The organism is Coleofasciculus sp. C1-SOL-03 (genome assembly GCF_040220555.1).
GTDB lineage: Bacteria > Cyanobacteriota > Cyanobacteriia > Cyanobacteriales > Coleofasciculaceae > Coleofasciculus.
Window position 1 is genome coordinate 1 of record NZ_JAVJUO010000016.1, and the last position, 21849, is coordinate 21849.

Consider the following 21849-nt stretch of genomic DNA (forward strand, 5'->3'; position numbering starts at 1 on the left):
TTGATAGTATCCCCAGACCATTGACAAGTTTGATTCCCATAACTTTCATCCTTGGAGCCAACAATAAATACTGACCCTCTAGATACCTTTACTCTAAGTTTTGCCGATTTCAGATGTTGAATTTGATTTTCAAGTCGGTAGATATATCGCTTTTTCTGATGCAGACCTTGACGCAGATGATGCCAGTTAGTTTTTCTCGTCTTGAGGTTTGACGATAAGGGGAAATTACAGCCCTTTTTGGAGAATTGCCAGTTCTTTTTTTCATAGAAATTACGAGCCAACTTAATTTTATTTGTGGCTTTGGCTACCCAATCCTTCGCTGACTTAACTCGTGATTTTAATTGCTTTATCTGGATTTTCCTACATTCTTTGGCTGAGGCAGTTTTTCCTTTCGCTAATGCAATGACTCCGTTAGCATAACGTTTACTGAGTCCGTATTTCTGTTGAATATGACTATTCCAACTGGATTGATTCAATTTTACCCTCTCGCAAGCCGAAGGGTTGACTTCTTTGTTTAATAAATGGTTAACGGTTTCAACTGTTGCTTGATAAAATATATCGGACAATGACGTTAAAAACATCTCCAACTCGGTGAACCCGATGGGGTTAAGTTCATCTCCCGGAGTTGGCAAGCCTTTGCAATAAGTAAGAGTCGTCATCGCTTTTTGGCTACCTCCCTGAGTTCATCCACTATACCCGATTTATTGCCAATTAAGTCAACAATATCCTATCGACTCCGGACTACCAGCCGTTCGAGAAGATCGAATGAGAGCCGTTGAGTTGCCATCGGTGCAACGTGAAAGACCGTTACACAAAGTCGAGTAGCTGCTTATCGGGGGAGTAAACTAGACATTGCTTGCATATATCACAGAAAATGTCTAGTTATGTCACTAATTGTCTAGATATTGACGGACTGTTAGTTAACCCCTGCGGCGTCGGAGAGAGGAGACTGATCAGTTTCTGGGAGAGGATGAACCAAAAAAGCATAGTCTTCCACAATCTGGTTGCCAATGAGATGCTCTTGAATAATGCGTTCGATCACCTCTGGCGTCGCGTTACGATACCAAACACCGTCCGGATAAACCACCAGAATTGGACCACTGGCACAGACGCGCAGACAGTTGGCTTTAGTACGGAAGATGCAGCTTGGTCGCTCCGGAGTGGGTTGATCTAGCTTAAGTTGTTTCAGACGGGTTTTTAAGTAATCCCAGGAATCAAGACCCGCTTGTTTAGAGCAGCACTTGGGTTTCGTCTGGTCAGCGCATAGCAAAACATGGCGTTGAATTTGATTCAATCCCAAGCTATGTACATTTTTTGCCAACAGTGTTTTATCTGATGCTCTATTTTTCTTCATCGTCTTACCCACTAAAAATTCCCATATATCCTGTAGAGTAGCGTTTCACTACACCTCTTGAGGCTCCCCAGACGTAGCATGCTACGTCTCTACATGCTCCCCGACACCCGACACCCGACACCCGACACCCCACACCCCACACCCCACACCCGACACCCCACACCCCACACCCGACACCCCACACCCCACACCCCACACCCCACACCCCACACCCCACACCCGACACCCCACACCCCACACCCGACACCCCACACCCGACACCCCACACCCCACACCCCACACCCCACACCCCACACCCGACACCCCATACCCCACACCCCACACCCAAACCCCCATCCTTTAGTTCGGGAACCCGTACCGGGAAATTGATTGCAGTTTCATACCTTTGTTGAGTAAATTAGCACTCAGAAGCAGAGAGTGCTAATCACTCGACAGCAGAAAGTGCTAAGTGAGACTAAATTACGCTAATTAGGAGGGAATTCAATGGCAGCCGTATCTCTGAGTGTTTCTACAGTCAAGCCGTTAGGCGATCGCGTTTTTCTCAAGGTCAGTGCCCCGGAAGAAAAAACAGCGGGTGGCATCTTGTTACCCGACAACGCGAAAGAGAAGCCTCAAATTGGGGAAATTGTCGCCACCGGTCCTGGCAAGCGCAACGATGATGGCTCTCGCTCAGAATTGGAAGTCAAAGTCGGCGACAAAGTTCTCTACTCTAAGTATGCCGGTACTGATATCAAGCTAGGCAACGAAGAGTATGTTCTGCTTTCAGAAAAAGACATCCTCGCTGTCGTTTCCTAGTCGTGATCGCTAAACGTTCAGGAGTATAAAAGCCAGATCACTGGTAACTCTCCTGAATGACTCGCCTCATAACAATTAGTCACAACTCACAGTTCACCTATCAGACTCAACATCACTGAAATCTATGGCTAAGCGCATCATTTACAACGAAAATGCTCGTCGCGCCCTGGAAAAGGGTATGGACATTCTGGCAGAATCCGTTGCCGTTACCCTCGGTCCGAAAGGTCGCAACGTGGTTCTGGAGAAAAAGTTTGGCGCTCCCCAAATTGTTAATGACGGGGTGACCATTGCTAAAGAAATCGAATTAGAAGATCACGTTGAAAACACGGGTGTTTCCTTGATTCGCCAAGCTGCCTCTAAAACCAATGATGCAGCCGGTGACGGAACCACAACCGCTACCGTGTTGGCTCATGCCATGGTTAAAGAGGGCTTGCGGAACGTGGCGGCTGGGGCGAATGCGATCGCCCTGAAGCGGGGGATTGATAAAGCGATCGCGTTCTTAGTAGACAAGATTGCCGAGCATTCCCGTCCCGTAGAAGAATCTAAAGCCATTGCACAAGTTGGTTCCATCTCGGCTGGAAACGATGAAGAAGTCGGTCAGATGATTGCCGAAGCAATGGATAAGGTGGGCAAAGAAGGCGTGATTTCCTTAGAAGAAGGGAAATCCATGACCACCGAATTAGAAATCACCGAAGGGATGCGCTTTGACAAGGGTTATATTTCGCCCTACTTCGCTACCGACATGGAGCGGATGGAAGCGATTCTGGAAGAACCCTTCATCCTGATTACTGACAAGAAAATCACCCTGGTTCAGGACTTAGTCCCTGTACTGGAGCAAGTGGCGCGTGCAAGTCGTCCCCTGCTGATTCTGGCTGAAGACATTGAAAAAGAAGCCCTGGCGACTCTGGTGGTCAACCGTCTACGCGGTGTACTGAACGTCGCGGCGGTTAAAGCGCCCGGATTTGGCGATCGCCGCAAAGCGATGCTGGAAGATATCGCCGTCTTGACAGGTGGTCAACTTATCACCGAAGACGCGGGTCTGAAGCTGGAAAACACCAAGCTAGAAATGCTGGGTAAGGCACGTCGGATTACCATCACCAAAGACAATACCACGATTGTGGCTGAAGGCAACGAAGCTGGTGTTAAAGCTCGTTGTGAGCAAATCCGGCGTCAGATTGAAGAATCCGATTCCTCCTACGACAAGGAGAAACTGCAAGAACGTTTGGCGAAGTTGTCCGGTGGCGTTGCTGTGGTCAAAGTCGGGGCGGCGACGGAAACAGAAATGAAAGACCGCAAGCTGCGCTTAGAAGACGCGATTAACGCCACCAAAGCAGCAGTAGAAGAAGGGATTGTTCCCGGTGGTGGTACAACTCTGGCTCACCTGACTCCGACCCTGGAATCTTGGGCAAATGAAAACCTGACCGGTGAAGCGCTGATTGGGGCGATGATTGTGTCCCGTGCGCTGGCTGCACCCCTGAAGCGGATTGCTGAGAATGCGGGTCAAAATGGTGCGGTTATCGCTGAGCGGGTGAAAGAGAAAGACTTCAACGTTGGCTACAACGCCGCGACGAATGAGTTCGTTGATATGTTTGAAGCGGGTATCGTTGATCCTGCCAAGGTGACTCGTTCCGCCCTGCAAAATGCAGCGTCTATCGCGGGTATGGTATTGACTACTGAATGTATTGTGGTTGACAAGCCTGAACCCAAGGAAGGTGCTGGCGCTGGCGCTGGTGCTGGTATGGGCGATTTCGATTACTAATCGCTGATGGTGTGGGGGCGATTCATAAATCATTGGTGTCAACTTAAGGCTGAAACCCTTACTTAATTAGAGATCCCCCCTAGCCCCCCTTAAAAAGGGGGGGACCAGAAATTAATCAAAGTCCAGCCTTCGGACTTGCTGATCCGGTGAACCGCTTCCCTTAAAAAGGGGGGGACCAGAAATTAATCAAAGTCCCCCTTTTGAAGGGGGATTTAGGGGGATCTAAACTTTGAGCGCTAGTTATACAAAGTCTTAAGTTGACACGGATATTCATAAATTGCCCCTAAGCTCGGTTGGATTGTACGCCGATTAAGCTGTCTCGTCCAAGAACAGACAGCTTTTTAAGTTATTCAAGGGCAAAAATTATGAAAATGAAGGATGTCAAACTACTTTGGGGGCGTTCTGGGAATCGCTGTGCTTTTCCTGGCTGCAAAATTGAATTAACCACTGATGGTTCCGAAACGACACTCGGCGAAATGGCTCATATTGTAGCTGATTCACCTGATGGTCCGCGTGGTGAGAGCGATTTGACTCCTGAAGCAAGAGATAACTACTCTAATTTAATATTGTTATGTCCGACTCATCATACTCTAATTGACAAGAATCCTGAAGAATGGACAGTGGAAAAATTAAAGCTCATGAAGCTGGAACATGAACATTGGGTTACTCATAAATTAGAGCAAGATAAAATTTACATAAACCCAATTGACAACTCAGATTTTCTTAAATCTAGAGAAGAAGAATGGAAAAAATTTGCTGGAAATAAGGTGTGGATTATAGTGAGTCTTACGCCTCTTAGTATATCTGACGACCGTATCAATCCCCTGAATCCAGAGTTACTGACATTAATTAACAGTTTGAGATTACCTGACTTCTACGCTCAGCACTCTCCTTTATTCAGTTTGAATAGCTATAATACAAGACCAAACGAATATGGAGTTGTAAATGAAGATTTAAGATATATCGAAGATGGAGTTGGTTTTAAAATTCAGATTGACAGAAACGGTCATTGTAAATTTATGCTCTGCCTAGAAAACTTTGTGCAGAAAAATACTCAATCTTTATGGAAAAATAATTCTCTACCTGACCACCATAATCGTGTGTTAAGGTATGATGATTTGGCTGAAATATTTATAAATCAAATTCGCAATTTAATTGATATATGGAGTTATTTTTTGCCATTTAATGATAGTTTATTAACGGCTATGATTACAAATACATCTAGTACGAATTTACTCTATACAGGAAGACAATTATGGAATGGTCATGCATTTGGTTCCCCTGTTTATTCTCCCAATCTAAACTACAAAAAAGTAATTAATAAAAATGAAAAAGCTTTGGATTTAATTGAGTCATTTGTCCAAAGGTTTGTTAATTATTATGGATTAACTATCGATAGCATTTTTAATGAAGACAAAACTTTAGCCTTACCGCGAAGGCTCTCTTGTTAAGAGCTAACTTAAAATTTGTATGTATTTAGATACAGTTAAACAACAGCTACAACAACTAGGACTGGTACAGCCAGATGAGTTAGTTGGGTGTACAGCTTCCGAAATCAGTAAACTGGAACAGGAGTTAGGGATTTCTCTACCCAAAGCCTATCAAGAATTTCTCCTGGAGATGGGGCATGGTGCGGGTCAATTCTTGCGCGGATCTGACTGCTTTTTTAAGCATCTCCCCTATTTGAGAGAATGGGCTATAGATTTGTTAGGGAAAATAATTTCCCATCCCTACCCAATGATGCTTTTGTTTTCTTCATGCACCAGGGATATCAGTTTAGCTTTTTTATCGTTTCTGAAGGGGATGATCCACCGATTTACTCTTACTGTGAAGGTGAAAATACGAGCAAATTCACGAAAAGTAACGCAAAATTTAGTGAATTTATGAAACAAGAGGTTGAGATTCATAAAAAATATCTATTTACTTTTTCCAGTCATTGAATGAATATGTCAAGGACAGCCTTTTCAGTTGGTCGGCATTTAAACCTTGTAGTGCGAGCATCTGGCTCGCTACCTATACTGAAATGAAACGTTTGGACTTGATACCAATGGCAAAGACTTAGACAGATTGCTGTGAAAACTGACTCCCTTCTCTACCGAATTTTCAAAACGGCTCCTTCTATTTTTTTTGAACTCATTGGTCAGCCGGACTTTCAAGGCTATGAGTTTAAGTCTATCGAAATCAAACAAACGGCTCACCGTATTGATGGGGTGTTTTTACCGCCCCCAGATCAACCCAATTTACCCGTTTTCTTCGCTGAATTTCAGTTCCAAGATGACCCCTTACTGTACCATCGGCTATTTGCAGAAATTTTCATGTACTTGGAACAAAATCCAACGATAGCCGATTGGCAAGCGGTGGTTCTCTTTCCCCGTCGAAGTTTAGAACCCATCCAAACCCATTTGTATCGGGCATTACTCAATAGCCCACAAGTGCAGCGTTTCTACCTGAATGAATTGAGCAACCAAGAGAACCGACCCTTGAGTCTCGGTCTGCTGCAATTGATTGTAGCTTCCCCCAGGAATGCACCCAACTTGGCAAAGCAGTTACTTGAACAAGCACAAAGCGATCCTGATTTGCCGCCAGGGTTAATAATAGAGTTAATCATCATTACAATGGTGTATAAGTTCCCGCAGTTGACTCGGGAGGAGATTATCGCGATGTTAGAGATTGTTGCTGAGGCTCAACAAACCCGTTTTTATCAAGAAGCTAAAGAAGAAGGTCGCCAAGAAGGTCGCCAAGAAGGAGAGAGAGCAATTATCCTGCGTCTATTAAATCGTCGCCTGGAACAAATTTCCCCTGAGATACAAGGACAAATCGAGGCGTTGACTTTAGAGCAATTAGAAGACCTCGGAGACGCTGTGCTGGACTTTTCCACCCCAGATGATTTGCAACAATGGTTGCAAAATAATGGATAAAGGGAATATGTCAGGGACAGCACCAATCTTGTTGAAATGGTCGCGTTATTCCCTGGAAGCGTTGCGGATGTTGGGTTTCATGCTTCAACCCAACCTACAGTATAGTATCCCTAAAGGCTGTTGTTTTTTGTTTTCAGCAAAGAGAAGACGGCTATCCCAACGGATTTGATATAATAATAAGCGCTACGAACAGAATTTTCAGCCCATTCATTCCCCTGAAAGGAATGATCGGTTTGTTTGAGGTGAATCTACCGAATCCTCAGATGTAACCGATAAACAGTCCATGACGTTTTATTCAACTTATTTTGGTGCGATCGCGCTCCGTACCTGTTGGGCGCTGACATCACTCACCTCTTGTTGGTTAGTATCCAGCTTGAGCGTGCAAGCGCAAATCGTCCCAGATGGAACCTTGCCCGATAATTCTATCGTTACCCCAAATGGCAGTACCGTTACGATTACGGGGGGTACGGCATCAGGGAGTAATTTATTTCACAGTTTTGAGCAGTTTTCGGTAGATACCGGACAAACCGCTTATTTTAACAATGCTCAGGATATACAGACTATCCTAACGCGAGTTACTGGGGGAGAAATCTCCACGATTGATGGCATAATCAAGGCTAACTCTGACGCTGATCTATTTCTGATTAATCCCAGTGGAATTATTTTTGGAGATAATGCTCAGTTAACTATCGGGGGTTCGTTTATTGCGTCAACAGCGAATAGTATTAAATTAGCGGATGGGAGTTTTTTTAGTGCCACCAATCCCCAAGCGCCGCCCCTACTGACGATTAATACGCCCATTGGTTTACAGTTTGGCTCAAATCCTAGACGTATTATTAATCAATCAACGGCATTGACACCAGCCAACCTCAATCTGCCCACAATTCCTAAAGATATTCCCATTGCCGATAACGTCGGGTTAGCCGTACAACCGGGTAAAACCTTAGCCTTAATTGGCGGTGATCTTGTTCTCAATGGGGGAAATTTAACTGCCAATGAGGGACAAATTCTCCTAGGTAGCGTTGCTAGTGCTGGGTTTGTTGGGTTGACATCCACGGCTGAGGGACTGGGTTTAAACTATGACAATAGTCCTCGTTTCGGCACGATTGAACTATCAAACGGAGCCATGCTCAATACGACGGGAGAGGGAGGTGGTAGCGTAGAGATTAGCGGCGAAACGGTCAGTCTCAATGGGGCAAAAATCTATGCTTTAACCTTGGGAAATCGGGACGGTCAGAGTATTGATATTAATGCTAAAACATTTCGGGTTTACGGTGGCTCACAACTGTCTACGCTGACACACGGAAATGGTACAGGTGGTGCAGTTAATATCCACGCGACTGATTCTGTAGAAATGAGGGGAATTGGGGCGGAGCTTTATCGACTGTTTGTAGGTAAGTATTTACAGTTGGGAGTGATCGACCCGTTTGACCCGCAAATTTTGCTAATAACTGGCACAACGGGTATAGGAGATGCCGGAACTATCACGATTGATACAGGTAAATTGTTGGTGGAGAATGGAGGTGTTTTTGGGAGTCCTACGTCGGGTACAGGTAACGCGGGAAATATAATGATCCGTGCTGGAGTTTTCGATTTAGTTGCTTCTGTCATGAACAGTGGCACAATTGCAGGTAGTACGGGTACAGGAGGAGATATTAACTTTGAGGGAAAACGTTTAACTGTGAGTGATGGTGCAGCGTTGATTAGTGTAACGGGCGATCGCGGTGCATCGGGGGATATTTACCTGAAAGCGTCGGAATCGGTAGACGTGCTGCGTACTCCTGATGGTAGTCCTGTGGCTACTTTAATCGGTTCTACCGCAGGCGGCATTAATGGTCAAGCTGGGGACATTACGATTGACACAAAACGGTTAAGAATTGCTGGAGGAAGTGGTATTAGTTTATCCAGTGGTGCAGTGATTGGCAACCAACCTGTAAATACCACCGGAGGACCTGGAGGAAATTTAACTGTTAACGCGACTGAATCAGTCACAATCGAGGGAATTTCTGGAGTCTTGGCAAATGCAAATGGGAGTCGGGGTCCGAGTTTCATTTCGGCTGATGCGAATGCAGCGAATCGGGGAGGGAATATGATGATTTCTACTCCTGTACTCACTCTCCGAGATGGAGGCGTGATTACTACGGCATCCTTAGGGAGAGGCGATGCGGGAAGTATTACAATTGATGCCGATCGCGTCGAGGTGATTGGCAATCAGGGTCAAGATGAATTTAACAGTCAAATTCAAACCTCTGTCGGGATTGCATCTCGTGTGATTAATCCTAATGCGACGGCGAATGGAGGGTCATTAAATCTGAATGTGGGAGAATTAATTCTGGACAAGGGCGGAACCTTAAATCTACGAGCCTTGGGTTCGGGACAGGCGGGTAATATTAACGTTGTAGCCGACGCGATCGCCCTGGACAATCAAAGCAGTATTGATGGCACAACGGCATCCGGTGGCGGCGCAAATATTAACCTGCAAGCGCAGACTATTTTGTTGCGTCGTGGGAGTCGAATTAGTACAGATGCAGATAATGCGGATGGCGGTAATATCACGATTAATACCGATACTTTAGTGGCTGTACCGGAAGAAAATAGTGACATTACGGCTAATGCAGAAAAAGGCTTTGGTGGTCGAGTAAGCGTTACCGCTCAAGGTATTTTTGGTATTCAGTTTCGGGATAAATTAACCCGATTAAGTGATATCACGGCTACTTCGGAGTTAGGTGCTGAGTTTAGTGGGATTGTGGAAATTGATATCCGGGGAATTGATCCAGCCCAAGGATTAGCAGAGTTACCTACAACGCTGACTGATTCTAGCAATCAAATTGCCCAAACTTGCTCCTCTCAAGCGCGAAATAATAGCTTTGTTGTGGTTGGGCGAGGGGGATTACCCCCAACTCCGGGTGAGGCGTTGAATTCTGCTCCGGGTTGGATTGATTGGCGGGTTTCTGGACGTGGAGGAGCAGGGGAAGCAGGGGAAGCAGGGGAAGTTAGCTCAACACTCAATACTCAAACTCCTTTGGTTGAGGCGACAGGTTGGATAACACAGCCAGATGGAACGGTGCAATTGGTGGCGGAAACGTCTACGGAAATATCGTCTCATTCTTCTTATCCACAATCCTGTCAGGAAAATCACGCTATTAGTAATTAGGGGCTGCTGAATAAGTCTGGTGGTGGGGAGAGGCAATAGGGAATAGGCTTTCTGGCAATGGTTTCAACCCTCTGTCGAGGGAAAATTCGGCGCTGAGGTCGGCACAAATTCCAGGATGCAAGACTTAGTAGCGAGCAAGATGCTCGCACTACGAGAATTTACACATTATTGACATTAAGGCTTAAAAGCCGAACAGCTTATCCAGTCAGCTTTAGCTGACTTTAGCTTTTAGCCTTGGGTTTAAACCCAAGGCGATTGGTGAGACTGTTCCCTGTTCCCTGTTCCCTGTTCCCTAATCTCAACCGTTAACTTTAATTGTGTCCACCCACTTAGTTACCCATGAATTTATTACAATACCTGTATAAAATACTCTCTAAAAATATATTTATTATCTTCATTATTTGTCCACTAATTGGGTTCTTCATGGCTATAGGTGTTCATGCAGCGACAAGTCAGGGATGGGAACCAATCAGGTTGACACCACATACTCAATGTGAACCCTTACGTCAGGTTGAGATACAAAACCTAACCGATAACGTGGACATAAATTTTGAGCGATCGCCTGTTTTCTTCTCTTCACAAAAAATGATGGCGGCTCAACCTGATCCACAATTTCAACAGGGACAAATACTCTATCAAACCGGACAATATTCAGCCGCCGCCAATGTTTGGAAAGAAGCCGCTTCTGAGTTTGAGTCTCAAGGGGATAAACTGCATCAAGGACTAATTCTCAGTTATTTGGCTCTGGCTTATCAACACCTGGGACAATTCCCGGAAGCCGAAGCCGTGATGAATCAAGCGGTGATGTTGACCCAAAATCAACCGTCATTGTCTGACTCCTTTACCCTGGCTCAAATTCGCAACAATCAAGGACAAGTCCAATTCAATCAGGGACAATTTCAAGCGGCTCTGGCAACCTGGAAAAAAGCGGAAAAGCTTTATCATGAATTAGGCGATTCCACAGGTGAAATTGGCACTCAACTTAACCAAACTAGAGCCTTCCAAGCCCTAGGGTTTTACTTACGTGCCAGGACAATGTTAGAACAGGTTGAGGCTTCCCTGACCCGCCAACCTGACTCTCAACTGAAACTAGCTGGACTGTTAAACTTGGGCAATGTGCTGCGCGTGGCTGGTGATTTTGCCGCGTCTCAAAACATCCTCGAACAGGGTTTAGCTATGGCGCAAAAACTGCAATTGACTGGAAATATTCAACTAGCTTGGCTGAGTTTAGGAAATCTTGCTGAAGCTCAACAGCAACCTCAACTAGCACTCGACTATTACCAAAAAGCTGCCGCCGAAAATAGCCCGGTTCAGCTACAATCCCAAATCCATCAACTTAATCTATTAGTTCAACTTGATCGCCGAGAAGAGGCTCAACTATTACGTCCTCAGATTCAAACGCACCTGGCGAAATTACCGCCAAGTCAAACCACTATTTACGCTCAAATCGAGTTAGCTGAGAGTCTGGTTAAACTCAATCCCCAGGATGTTACTAAAGCCGCTCAACTTTTAGCCACGGCTCAAACCCAGGCAAAGCAGTTAGGAAATATCCGGGCTGAATCTTATGCTTTGGGGCGTTTAGGACAAGTCTATTTGCAGACAAAACAGTGGAAAGAGGCGAAACAGCTAACTGAAAAAGCCCTCCGTTTAACCGAGGCAATTCACGCTGGGGAAATTGCCTATCAATGGCAGTGGCAAATGGGAAAATTATTGTTTAAAACAGGAGATAGAAACGGCGCGATTCTTTCGTATACCGCCGCTGTGAATACTCTACAATCCTTACGCCAAGATTTAGTGGCAATTAACCAAGATGTACAGTTTTCCTTTCAGGAACAGGTAGAACCTGTTTATCGAGAATTAGTCGATTTACTCTTACAACCGATTCCCGGAAAAGAAGAGGAAGTCAGTCAAACTAATTTGAAACAAGCGCGAACTACGATTGAATCCCTCCAATTGGCTGAACTGGCTAACTTCTTTCGGGAAGCTTGCTTAGATACTCAGCCGGAAGCTATTGATCGCATTGATCCAACGGCGGCTGTCATTTATCCGATTATTCTACCTGATTCCCTTGGGGATAGTTCTAATTCCCGCTTGGAAGTTATTCTTTCCCTTCCGGATCAATCACTGAAGCATTACAGCACCAATTTGTCTCAAGCACAAGTCGATGAAGCAATTAACCGAATGCGCCAATCCTTTCGACGCACATCCTTTGCTGAAGAACGACTATCGATTTCCCAAGAGATTTATCGCTGGTTGATCCAACCCGCCGCCGAAGATTTAACCCGCCAATCAATTAAAACATTAGTGTTTGTCCTGGATGGTTCCCTGCGGAATCTACCCATGGCGGCGTTACATGATGGGAACCAGTATTTAATTGAACAGTATCGAATTGCGATCGCGCCCAGTTTACAACTTTTAACAACTGAACCCTTGGCAAGACCTCAGTCTAAAGCTTTACTAGGGGGTTTGAGTGAAGGAAAACCCAACTTTTCACCGTTACCCGGCGTTAAGCAAGAAGTTAAAGACATTGACGCCACTGTTTCAGCAACCGTTTTACTGGATCAACAGTTCACCACTCAGGCGCTAGAAACTCGCGTTAAAACTCAACCCTATTCTATTGTCCACCTTGCCACTCATGGTCAGTTTAGTTCTAAACCTGAAGACACATTTATCCTTACTTGGGATGGACGGTTAAATGTTCAACAATTAAATACATTATTAACCAACCGCGAATTATCCAACTCGCCTCCCTTGGAACTTTTAGTCCTCAGTGCTTGCCAAACCGCGAAAGGAGACACACGAGCCGCCTTGGGACTTGCTGGGGTAGCGGTGCGTTCTGGGGCGCGTAGTACCCTGGCTACTCTCTGGACGGTTAGTGATGAATCGACCGCAACGTTTATGGAACAGTTCTACAAAGAACTTTTTACTCCCAACATCACAAAAGCGGAAGCGGTAAGACGCGCTCAATTGCATTTACTCCAACAACCGGAGTCGAGCCATCCTTACTTCTGGGCTCCGTTTATTTTAGTCGGGAATTGGCTCTAGTCCAGAAAAAAAGTTGATGTGTCAAACTAGATTTAAAATCTTTACAAAATTGATGATCATGACTACATCCTCCTGGAGAATGATATCAGTCTTCTTATCCTTGTCAGTAGTGCTAGCGCCATTTATAACCGCTAGAGTTTGGGCAGATTCTCCGGTTACAGTTAGCTTTAACCCTCCTCCCGGTAGAAATGCGCCCCGTGGCGGTACCGTTGGCGGCGGTTCCCGTCCAGTGCAGATTGCTTGTTTATCTAATCCATCAGCAAACTCGGGTTCTTTCACGGCTATCGCCCCAGGGTCTCATATCGGATTATCTCAAAGCGATCGCCCCAATTTGTACGTCTATATCCCCCAAACCACTGCCCAGACAGCGGAATTTAGTCTGTTTGACGAACATAAGAATGGGATATATCAAGTGAGTGTGCCTGTGTCTCAAACGGGTTTGGTTAGGATGGGTTTACCAGATACAGCACCATCTCTAGCCCCAGATCAGCCTTACTATTGGACAGTTGCCCTAGTTTGCAATCCCAGCGATCGCATGGAAGACTGGGTTGTGGGTGGTTGGGTTGAACATGTTTCAGAAGATAATCCGTTACCGGAACCGTTAGAGAATATCACTGACCTGGAAAAAGTTACTCTCTATGCCCAAGAAGGATTTTGGTACGATGCCCTCAATATATTAGTGGAACTTCAGCGCAGCCAACCCAATAATCCCGCCGTGGCTAACAGTTGGACAGAATTAATGGAATCTGTGGGATTAGAAGAGATTAGCTTAACTGTACCTTCTGCGATCGCTACTCAATCGGGGAATGACAAATGACATAAGACATAAGACTATTTAGGGTTTGCTGCACAACTCCAAAACCCTTATCTATCAAGGCTTTGAGTAGCATGGACATTAGCTCATCTTCAAGAACATAAGGTAAAACCCTTTCATACCCTTGCACCGCTATCAGGGAAAATGTATCATTGCTCCCCCAGCTCCCCCGGCTTCCCCAGCTTCCCCTGCTTCCCCTGCTTCCCCTGCTCCCTACCCCACCACAAGCCTGATTCAGCAGCCCCTATTTAACCCAGCCACTAATTTCGGGAGAGGTGATACCCCGTTCTAACTTGGCGCATTCTTGTTTGGTGGCGTCTAGGAGATGTTGCATCGTCACAGGTTTGCCCTCTTCAGCGGCAAAAAAGGCAGCATTCATGGCAATAGAACGGATATTTCCTCCCGTGGCTTGCAGTTTGCCTAATTTTCTAAAATCCAGTTTCCGAGTTGGGGTTTGGTTGGGAAAGATTTTCTCCCAGATTTTGGCACGGGATGCGGCATCGGGATAGGGGAATTTGACGATAAATCGGATGCGGCGTAAAAAGGCTTGGTCAAGGGATTCTTTTAAGTTGGTGGTGAGAATCGCTAACCCTTGATAGGCTTCCATCCGTTGCAGCAGATAGCTAACTTCTACATTAGCATGGCGGTCATGAGAGTCTTTGACTTGGGTGCGTTTGCCAAAGATGGCGTCGGCTTCGTCAAACAGGAGAATTGCGCCTCCAGTTTCGGCGGCGTCGAAGATACGGCGCAGATTTTTCTCCGTTTCGCCGATATATTTACTGATAACGGCAGAGAGGTCAATTCGATATAAATCTAAGCGTAATTCATTTGCCAGGACTTCTGCTGCCATGGTTTTCCCTGTACCACTTTGTCCGGCAAATAGGGCGCTGATACCCAAACCCCGATTACTTTTGTGACCAAACCCCCATTCGGTATACACTTTAACCCGTTGGCGCACCTGAGTCACCATATCTTTGAGGAGTTTCAGTTGGGGTTCAGGAAGGACAAAATCATCCCAAGTGGCGCTGGGTTCCAGGCGTTGGGCTAAATCTTCTAAGCGAGGGCGGGATTGCAGGCGACAGATATCCCAGAGGTGGGAGGTGAGGGGGGAGGATTGGTTGTCGGTGGTGGTTTTTTTGCGTCTCTTGGGTTTGGGTTGGGTTTGGAGTTGGGCGATATCACTGTGTAGGGAAATGCAGGCGGCTTGAATATCGGTGTGGGTGAGGTTGAATTGGGCGACGAGGGATTCCACTTCCCCGTTGAGTTGGTTGGCGGTTTCCCCCAGGTGGGTTTGCCAGAGGTGGAGTTGTTCTAGGTGCGTCAGGGAGGGGATATCGAAGCTGATGAAGGGGCGTTGGGCAGAGGGGAGGCGTTCCGGGGTGCTAATAATCAGGGGGGTGTGGATGGCGTTGAGGAAGTAGCATAAGGCTTCCATTAGGGGGGTATGGCTGGTGTTGAGTTCCTGGCAATCGAGGAGGAGGATACTCTGGGAGAGGATAGCGTCTCGGTGCCAACGGCGGATGAGGTGGGATATCTCATTGAAGTGAGTGGGGAGGCGATGGGCGGGAAGGGATTTCAGGGGGCGGTTGAGGCGAGTAGAAACCGTGGCGGCGATATCCTGGGCGGCGCTGGGGGTGGTGTTACAGAGTTGGATGATGGGCAATTGATGTAGAGACGTTGCATGCAACGTCTCTACAGATGGATGGCGAGGGGCAGATAACGGGGATTCAACACCCGCCCCGACTAAGGGTTCAGCGAGAGAGTCCTGGCTATTAGGATTAGTCTGCCATAACTGGGCGATGCGATCGCCTATTTGTTGGTGAGAGGGCTGAAGGGTAGTCTCAATACCCGTCTGAATCGGTTGAATCAGGTGCATCAACTGGGCGTCTTCGTAAGGTTGACCCAACAAATACAGCAGAATCCCATTATCCAGTTGCAGACGGCTTTGGGGAAGTTCCACAGAGGGGTCAGTTTTCACCAGTTGCCAATAGTGTAGGGGAGATGTCGGGGAAAGTGCCTGCCAAGCTTCAGCATCACCAAAGAGTTGCATGGCTAAATTAAACGTGGGATAGGCAGACTGGGGGCAACTGTGGGCTTCGACGCAGAGTTGGGGAAAGTAGGGAATCAGGGCGGAAGCGGCACACAGAAGCAAAACATTGCGTTCAAAGGGGGAGAGGTTGAATGTGGTGCAGAGGTGGGTTAAGGCGAGGGGAGAAGACGTGGAAGCGGTGGCGCTGTTGAGGATGGAGTCAATATCGGGGATGGATTCAGGAGTCGGGTTCGCATCCCTAGTGATGTAGGCGTCGAGGCGTTGTTCAATGGCAGCGACAACTGTTTTAATCGTGTGGGTGTTGGTTTGGTTCCAGGTTGTTGGGGATGGCATTTTTTGTTTGATGAGAGGATTCTAATCGGAATTGTTATCGATGGTAGGCGGCAAAGTTGGGAAATGGCAAAGGAGATAACATTGGTTTATAAAAGCTAAAATAAAGCAAAAAAAGTTTATTGAAGTATACAGGTATTGCCCCAATCCATAGGATGTAGACAATACGATTTGTAGAGAAAAAAATGTAGGGGCGCACCGACGTGCGCCCTTTATCAACGTGACGTGCGCCCTTTACCAACGTGACGTGCGCCCTTTACCAACGTGACGTGCGCTCTTTATCAACGTGACGTGCGTCCTTTATCAACGCGATGTGCGCTCTTTACCAACGTGACGTGCGCTCTTTATCAACATGACGTGCGGTCTTTATCAACGTGACGTGCGTCCTTTATCAACATGACGTGCGTCCTGTTTGTTACGAACGTGCCCCTATTTAAGCTGTCACGCCTTTAAATTGGGAATGGCTAGTAAATTGGGTATTAGTAGCGAGCAAGATGCTCGCACTACAAGGATTTCGTCATTATTGACCCAAGCAACAGCCCTCACCCCCAGCCCCTCTCCCAAGCTTGGGAGAGGGGAGCGAGGAAGGAGTAGCTGAATAAGTATTTTGGAGGGGTAAGTGAGCCGAGAAAGAGGGTGAAATGCTTCTCCCAGATAACAGAACTATCCCGAACAAACCGAAGAGAAAAGATTTTTATAGAGAAAAATACTTATGTCCGATGGGGGTGTGCAAAACAGGAAAAGGATAGCATAATAGGACAAACCGGAAAGCCAACCCCAAGCCAAAGAAAAGCCCCGACAAAAGCATCAAAGAGGTTCACCATGGTTTATGACCAGCAGTCCAAATCCTCCTCCTGGACACCCACTCCCCGTAAGTCTTCTTTTTTCCCGCCCGCTCACATCCAAACCAAAACCGAGGCAAAAAAGGGCAGTGAGTTAGTGGGAAAACTTCCCAGTAAGGCGCAACGGGATAAAATTCGTCGCAGTCTGTTTGGTGATATCCCGGAGATGACGGGTGCAAAGGCGGAAACTGCGCCAACAGAAGCCAAAGACGTGCAGAACCCGACGCAGGTGTCAGAGGAAGCAACGAGTGGGGAGATTCAGAGGAAGGCGGAGACGGGGTTGAGTCAATCCCAAGGGTATGGGGTTCCCAGTCGCGAAGTACGGAATAAGATTCGGCGGCGGATGTTTGGCAATTTGGAACCGACGCCAGTGCAGAAGCACGAGGAGGGAACCTCTCCCCCAACCCCTCTCCTGCAAGGAGAGGGGAGAATGGATGATGCGGGAGGAGAAGAGAAGGGGTTAGCGGAAACCGAGATAAGTCTACCCATCCAAGCGAAGCTGACAATCGGGGAACCCAATGATAAGTATGAGCAGGAAGCCGATAGGGTAGCGCGTCAGGTGGTGGATAAGATTCATTCCCCGACACCGGAGACGGTGCAGCGTGAGGAGATGGGGGATGAGGATGAGGTGAGACTGAAGTCAGATGCAGGAAGTGGGGGAAAGCAAGAAGCAGGCGTTGGGGTGACGGGGGTAAGGAAGTCCCCGATACAACGGCTGACGATTAATCGAGCAGTGAATAGTGAAGGGGAAACCCAAGAGGCGTCAGCGGATTTGGAGGCGTCGATTCAGGGGAAACGGGGGAGTGGACAACCTTTGGATGAGTCGGTGAGAGAACCGATGGAGGGGGCGTTTGGGGCGGATTTTAGTGGGGTGAGGGTGCATACGGATGGCAAGTCAGATGAGTTGAATCAGGCGATTCAGGCGAAGGCGTTTACGACGGGGGAGGATGTCTTCTTTCGGCAGGGGGCGTATGAGCCGGGGAGTAAGGGGGGACAAGAGTTGTTGGCGCATGAGTTGACTCATGTTGTGCAGCAGAGTGGGGGGGCGGTACAACGGAACGGTGGGGTTCCGGTCAATGATGACGAGAGCTTAGAGCAGGAAGCAGATGTGAAGAGTACGCTGGCTGCAAGCCGAGGCAAACAGGATAACAGCAGCCTAAGGCAGCTTGTCACACCACAACAAGCAATCGTACAGGGAAAATGGTTCAGAATGTCAACGTTGTTAGATTCTCAAGATGAGGTTGAAGTTGCTGAAATTCAGCAACTGGCTAATGACGACAGTTTTTTTAAGGCATTCAGTAAGATTGTCTCCAAGCATGAGAAACTAGCCAATGATTTTCAGGCAATTACTACGCGATCTAATAATAACGAAGACATTCGTGAAGCTGCGTTTAATATTTTATGGGAAACATTTGAAGAACCGTCCAAAGCCTATACTGCGGCTGAAGTTATGGAACTACTTGAAGAAAGTGAGATTATCAGTCAAGAGTCAGATGTCTTGATCGAGACCGACAACGAAGACGATGACATCGAAAGCCTGATTGCTCAATTCAGCAATTTGTCTATCTCAGTGCCGTTTCGCAGTGATATTGACGACCAGAAGGAAGAACACCAAGTTTTCTGGGACACCAATGACATAAGCGTCCGATCAAACCCCAAACCGCTGAAAGACATTATCACCCAAAAAAGTTGGGAGGGATATAAAATTACGACGCCAGCATTGCTCACGCAGTTGGATCAACTGCGCAAGACTGCCAAGTTGGCTCTGTATAAAATTTCAGGCAATGCCAAACGTAACATAGTTGGTGCACGTACTAAGGGCAATATGAATGCATTTCGTAACGCACTGGAGGCAATCGCCAAAGTTTTGAGCAACCTAGGTGGCAAAACTCATGCTGCTACTCTGATGCCGCCGACCGTTCTCAGCTACTCGGCTAATTATCCCATGAACTCATCACCAATCGAAGGTACCCACGTAAAGGCAATTCCGCTCAGCATTCGAGCTAATACATCTGGATCTTCGCCAGTAGATGGTCGTTTAATGAAATCAATACGCCATCTAGCAGGATCGCAAAGTAAATCCTACGTTCAGATGCATTTACTCAATGATCTAGTATTTGGTCCCGGACAATTGTGGAATCTAACCCCCGGTCCAAAACAAAGTAACGTGGACATGGAAAAGAACGTGGAAGACCCTCTGAAACGCGCCATTCTGGGCAAGGGATTGGTGATCAATTTTGAAGCTAAGGTCAACTATAGTAATGATCCAATCACCGCAACGAATAACCAGATTGCGCAGAATCCAGACAAATATCGCTTCCAGTCGATTGACTTTAAGGCTGAGCAACTCGAATACGATCAGACGACTAAATCTTGGGTCGTGGCTGTAGTGCAAGATCCTGATGTCGCGAAAGTGAATGGCGAACGTATCAATTGGCGCTATGGCAGTTTGATGCCACTGGTGCCCAAGCCTCGCATTTTTGATCCCAACACCACCTTGCAAGACCTGACTTCCGCCAATATTCAATCGGCTGCAGCCAAACGCATCATCGCGTTTGTTCAAGCCAATCCTACTTGGCGACCAACAGGCAAAGGTAAGCAGCAACAACTGGCAAAGGCTGTCAAAGCCTTTGATGGGGGCAAAACCATTCCCAACATCAGTAGCTGGAAAGCAATATCAGTACTGTGGACATAGCTGTAGGGTCAACATAGTCTGATTCAGGGAAGATCTTGTAGGGTGCGCTACTTTGTTAATGTACCAACGCCAACGAAAAAAGAGCGATCGCTGTTTGGGTTGGGTTGAGGGGAAAAAGTGCGATCGCGTGATGATTGGGTTGAATAGAAGGGATGCGATTCGCGATCGTCTCTTGAGTCAAAAGTATCAATAATTGAGCGTACTTTTGTAAGAGGGCGCACGTCGGTGCGCCCCTACAGGCGGACACATTTTCATAAGGTGAAAGTATACCAGAAAAAAGGCGCGATCAATTAATATTTTGCTAGTTTCCAGGGCAAAACTTGAATTTTTACAGCTTATTCATCTGGCAAGAGGTTAACCCTTGAGCTTTTTTGCCAAACTTCTCGTCAAACGTGTAATATCGAATCCTGTTGATTGCACACAAATGCGATCACGCCAGAATGCGGGTTTCAGCCATTTTTAGTGAGGTTGTTTAACCGGATTTGATATAAAACGCTTCACAATGCTGACTCTGTGCTAAATGAAACGCATCAGCAAAGTCTAAACCATTTTCATGCCACTGAATAACTTGAGCAATCAAGCTAGCATTGCCAACATGAACATTCGGCAAACCCAACAAATTTCTCAACCCTTTGCAGATATCCGTTGGTTTAAACTTGTAAGCAAAACGCAACACCCATTCGGTTTCCAGAATTACCGTATCTGGAATGAAAACATCATATTTTCTAAAAATATCCACACTCTTGTTAAACTGTAACTCATCATCCTGAGTTAACAAGCGAATCACAACATTTGTATCAACCGCGATCATGCCATAACTCCTCTATCCCTTGGCGAATGGCATCATCCATATCTTCAAGACTTTTAGGCGTTCCGTGATACTTTAAACAACCCGCCACGTCATTCAATTTTGTTTCTAAAAAAGGCTTCTTCGGTTTCAACAGAATCCCATCACCCATATCAATCGCCATCAACTCAATCCCAACCTCCCAGTGATGAGCCTCTCGCAAAGACTTAGGAATAATCACTTGACCTTGGTTCGACAATTTTGTCGTTTCCATAAACCTATCAAGCCCTAAACGCATGAAATGTGTAAGTATTCTAACATTATTAGCTAACTTATGGCACAACTTGGAAACAGAGCGCACCATCCGTGTGTCCCTACAGGTGGACACATTTTTCCATGATGAAAGTATACCAGAAAAAAAGCGCGATCGCCTGGATTTGGTTTGAGTGCGATCGCGTGTTGATTGAGTTGAACAGATGGGATGCGATCGCGGGGTGATAATATTTGGGAATAGAGTGCGATCGCGTGTTGATTGAGTTGAACAGATGGGATGCGATCGCGGGTGATAATATTTGGGAATAGAGTGCGATCGCGTGTGAATTAGGTTGAACAGATGGGATGCGATTCGCGGGGTGATAATATTTGGGAATGGAGTGCGATCGCGTGTGAATTAGGTTGAACAGATGGGATGCGATCGCGGGTGATAATATTTGGGAATAGAGTGCGATCGCGTGTTGATTGAGTTGAACAGATGGGATGCGATCGCGGGGTGATAATATTTGGGAATGGAGTGCGATCGTGTTTACGGTATGTTGAAGGCAAGAGAGTGCGATTCGCGATCGTGTATAAAGTCAAATATATCATTGGGCGCACGTCATGTTGGTAAAGGGTGCACGTCACGTTGATAAAGGGCGCACGTTACATTGATAAAGAGCACACGTCACATTGACAAAGGGCGCACGTTACGTTGATAAAGAGCACACGTCACATTGACAAAGGGCGCACGTCGGTGCGCCCCTACGTGTTGGTTCTATGAAATATAATCCCCATATCCATCATCGTCGTTCCATACGTCTTCCCGGTTTCGATTATGGACAATCGGGTGCTTATTTTATTACCCTTTGCACCCGCAACAAAGAATGTTGGTTCGGCGAAATTCGGGAAAATAAAATGCATTTAAACCAATTGGGAAAAATCGTCGCCCAAGAATGGTTAAAAACACCAAAAATCCGACCCGAAACAACCTTGGATGAATGGATAATAATGCCCAATCATATCCACGGCATCATCATTATCCAACAAACCG

At 46.5% G+C, this 21849-nt stretch carries 16 protein-coding genes and 2 pseudogenes; 11 read left to right on the top strand and 7 right to left on the bottom strand.

From position 1 onward, the window contains the following. The 3 genes and pseudogenes from RIE73_RS02055 to RIE73_RS02065 form a co-directional block, all read right to left on the bottom strand. A pseudogene (locus RIE73_RS02055) lies at nt 1-659 on the bottom strand (hypothetical protein); the annotation flags it as partial. A gap of 257 nt (nt 660-916) precedes the next feature. After that, nucleotides 917-1354, bottom strand: a complete 438-nt coding sequence (locus tag RIE73_RS02060) for a (2Fe-2S) ferredoxin domain-containing protein (RefSeq protein ID WP_446399600.1) — start codon at nt 1352-1354, stop codon at nt 917-919. An 81-nt stretch (nt 1355-1435) separates the two neighbouring features. After that, complete coding sequence (locus RIE73_RS02065) at nt 1436-1690, bottom strand: hypothetical protein (protein ID WP_446399601.1); 255 nt, start codon at nt 1688-1690, stop codon at nt 1436-1438. A gap of 147 nt (nt 1691-1837) precedes the next feature. Between RIE73_RS02065 and groES the strand changes: the two genes are divergently transcribed. The 8 genes from groES to RIE73_RS02105 all read left to right on the top strand — a co-directional run bounded on the left by groES (nt 1838) and on the right by RIE73_RS02105 (nt 13842). After that, the gene (gene groES, locus RIE73_RS02070; RefSeq protein ID WP_446399602.1) at nt 1838-2149 is read left to right on the top strand and encodes a co-chaperone GroES; all 312 of its coding nucleotides are present in this window, start codon (nt 1838-1840) and stop codon (nt 2147-2149) included. Between the two features lie 124 nt (nt 2150-2273). Continuing rightward, entirely contained in the window at nt 2274-3908 is a 1635-nt protein-coding gene (gene groL, locus RIE73_RS02075; RefSeq protein ID WP_446399603.1) for a chaperonin GroEL, read from the top strand. 365 nt (nt 3909-4273) lie between these two features. Beyond that, nucleotides 4274-5359, top strand: coding sequence for an HNH endonuclease (locus RIE73_RS02080; protein WP_446399604.1), 1086 nt, complete (start codon nt 4274-4276; stop codon nt 5357-5359). A 19-nt stretch (nt 5360-5378) separates the two neighbouring features. Next, nucleotides 5379-5795 carry an SMI1/KNR4 family protein gene (locus RIE73_RS02085; RefSeq protein WP_446399605.1) on the top strand — a complete coding sequence of 139 codons (417 nt, stop codon included), beginning with the start codon at nt 5379-5381 and terminating at the stop codon, nt 5793-5795. Nucleotides 5796-5980: 185 nt separating this feature from the next. After that, nucleotides 5981-6826: an Rpn family recombination-promoting nuclease/putative transposase gene (locus tag RIE73_RS02090; RefSeq protein WP_446399606.1), complete on the top strand. Its 846-nt coding sequence runs from the start codon at nt 5981-5983 to the stop codon at nt 6824-6826. Between the two features lie 283 nt (nt 6827-7109). Next, entirely contained in the window at nt 7110-9980 is a 2871-nt protein-coding gene (locus RIE73_RS02095) for a two-partner secretion domain-containing protein (protein WP_446399607.1), read from the top strand. A 423-nt stretch (nt 9981-10403) separates the two neighbouring features. Further along, complete coding sequence (locus RIE73_RS02100) at nt 10404-13025, top strand: CHAT domain-containing protein (protein ID WP_446399608.1); 2622 nt, start codon at nt 10404-10406, stop codon at nt 13023-13025. A gap of 58 nt (nt 13026-13083) precedes the next feature. After that, the gene (locus RIE73_RS02105; protein ID WP_446399609.1) at nt 13084-13842 is read left to right on the top strand and encodes a DUF928 domain-containing protein; all 759 of its coding nucleotides are present in this window, start codon (nt 13084-13086) and stop codon (nt 13840-13842) included. 241 nt (nt 13843-14083) lie between these two features. Here the strand turns inward: RIE73_RS02105 and RIE73_RS02110 are convergent, their stop codons facing one another. Then, nucleotides 14084-16222 carry an ATP-binding protein gene (locus RIE73_RS02110; protein ID WP_446399610.1) on the bottom strand — a complete coding sequence of 713 codons (2139 nt, stop codon included), beginning with the start codon at nt 16220-16222 and terminating at the stop codon, nt 14084-14086. Nucleotides 16223-17041: 819 nt separating this feature from the next. Between RIE73_RS02110 and RIE73_RS02115 the strand changes: the two genes are divergently transcribed. Continuing rightward, nucleotides 17042-19756 (top strand): eCIS core domain-containing protein, encoded by a 2715-nt coding sequence (locus RIE73_RS02115; RefSeq protein WP_446399611.1) that lies wholly within the window; start codon nt 17042-17044, stop codon nt 19754-19756. Nucleotides 19757-19814: 58 nt separating this feature from the next. Continuing rightward, nucleotides 19815-19949 carry a hypothetical protein gene (locus tag RIE73_RS02120; protein ID WP_446399612.1) on the top strand — a complete coding sequence of 45 codons (135 nt, stop codon included), beginning with the start codon at nt 19815-19817 and terminating at the stop codon, nt 19947-19949. Nucleotides 19950-20228: 279 nt separating this feature from the next. On the opposite strand, the gene RIE73_RS02125 is transcribed toward RIE73_RS02120, so the two are convergent. The 3 genes from RIE73_RS02125 to RIE73_RS02135 form a co-directional block, all read right to left on the bottom strand. Continuing rightward, nucleotides 20229-20567: a type II toxin-antitoxin system VapC family toxin gene (locus RIE73_RS02125; protein WP_446399613.1), complete on the bottom strand. Its 339-nt coding sequence runs from the start codon at nt 20565-20567 to the stop codon at nt 20229-20231. Then, nucleotides 20554-20817, bottom strand: coding sequence for an AbrB/MazE/SpoVT family DNA-binding domain-containing protein (locus tag RIE73_RS02130; protein ID WP_446399614.1), 264 nt, complete (start codon nt 20815-20817; stop codon nt 20554-20556). Before RIE73_RS02130 ends, RIE73_RS02125 begins: the two co-directional genes overlap by 14 nt. Nucleotides 20818-21143: 326 nt before the next feature. After that, on the bottom strand, nt 21144-21407 hold the full coding sequence (locus tag RIE73_RS02135; protein WP_446399615.1) for a hypothetical protein: 264 nt from the start codon (nt 21405-21407) through the stop codon (nt 21144-21146). A gap of 168 nt (nt 21408-21575) precedes the next feature. Between RIE73_RS02135 and RIE73_RS02140 the strand changes: the two are divergent. Continuing rightward, nucleotides 21576-21849: pseudogene (locus tag RIE73_RS02140) on the top strand (transposase); the annotation flags it as partial.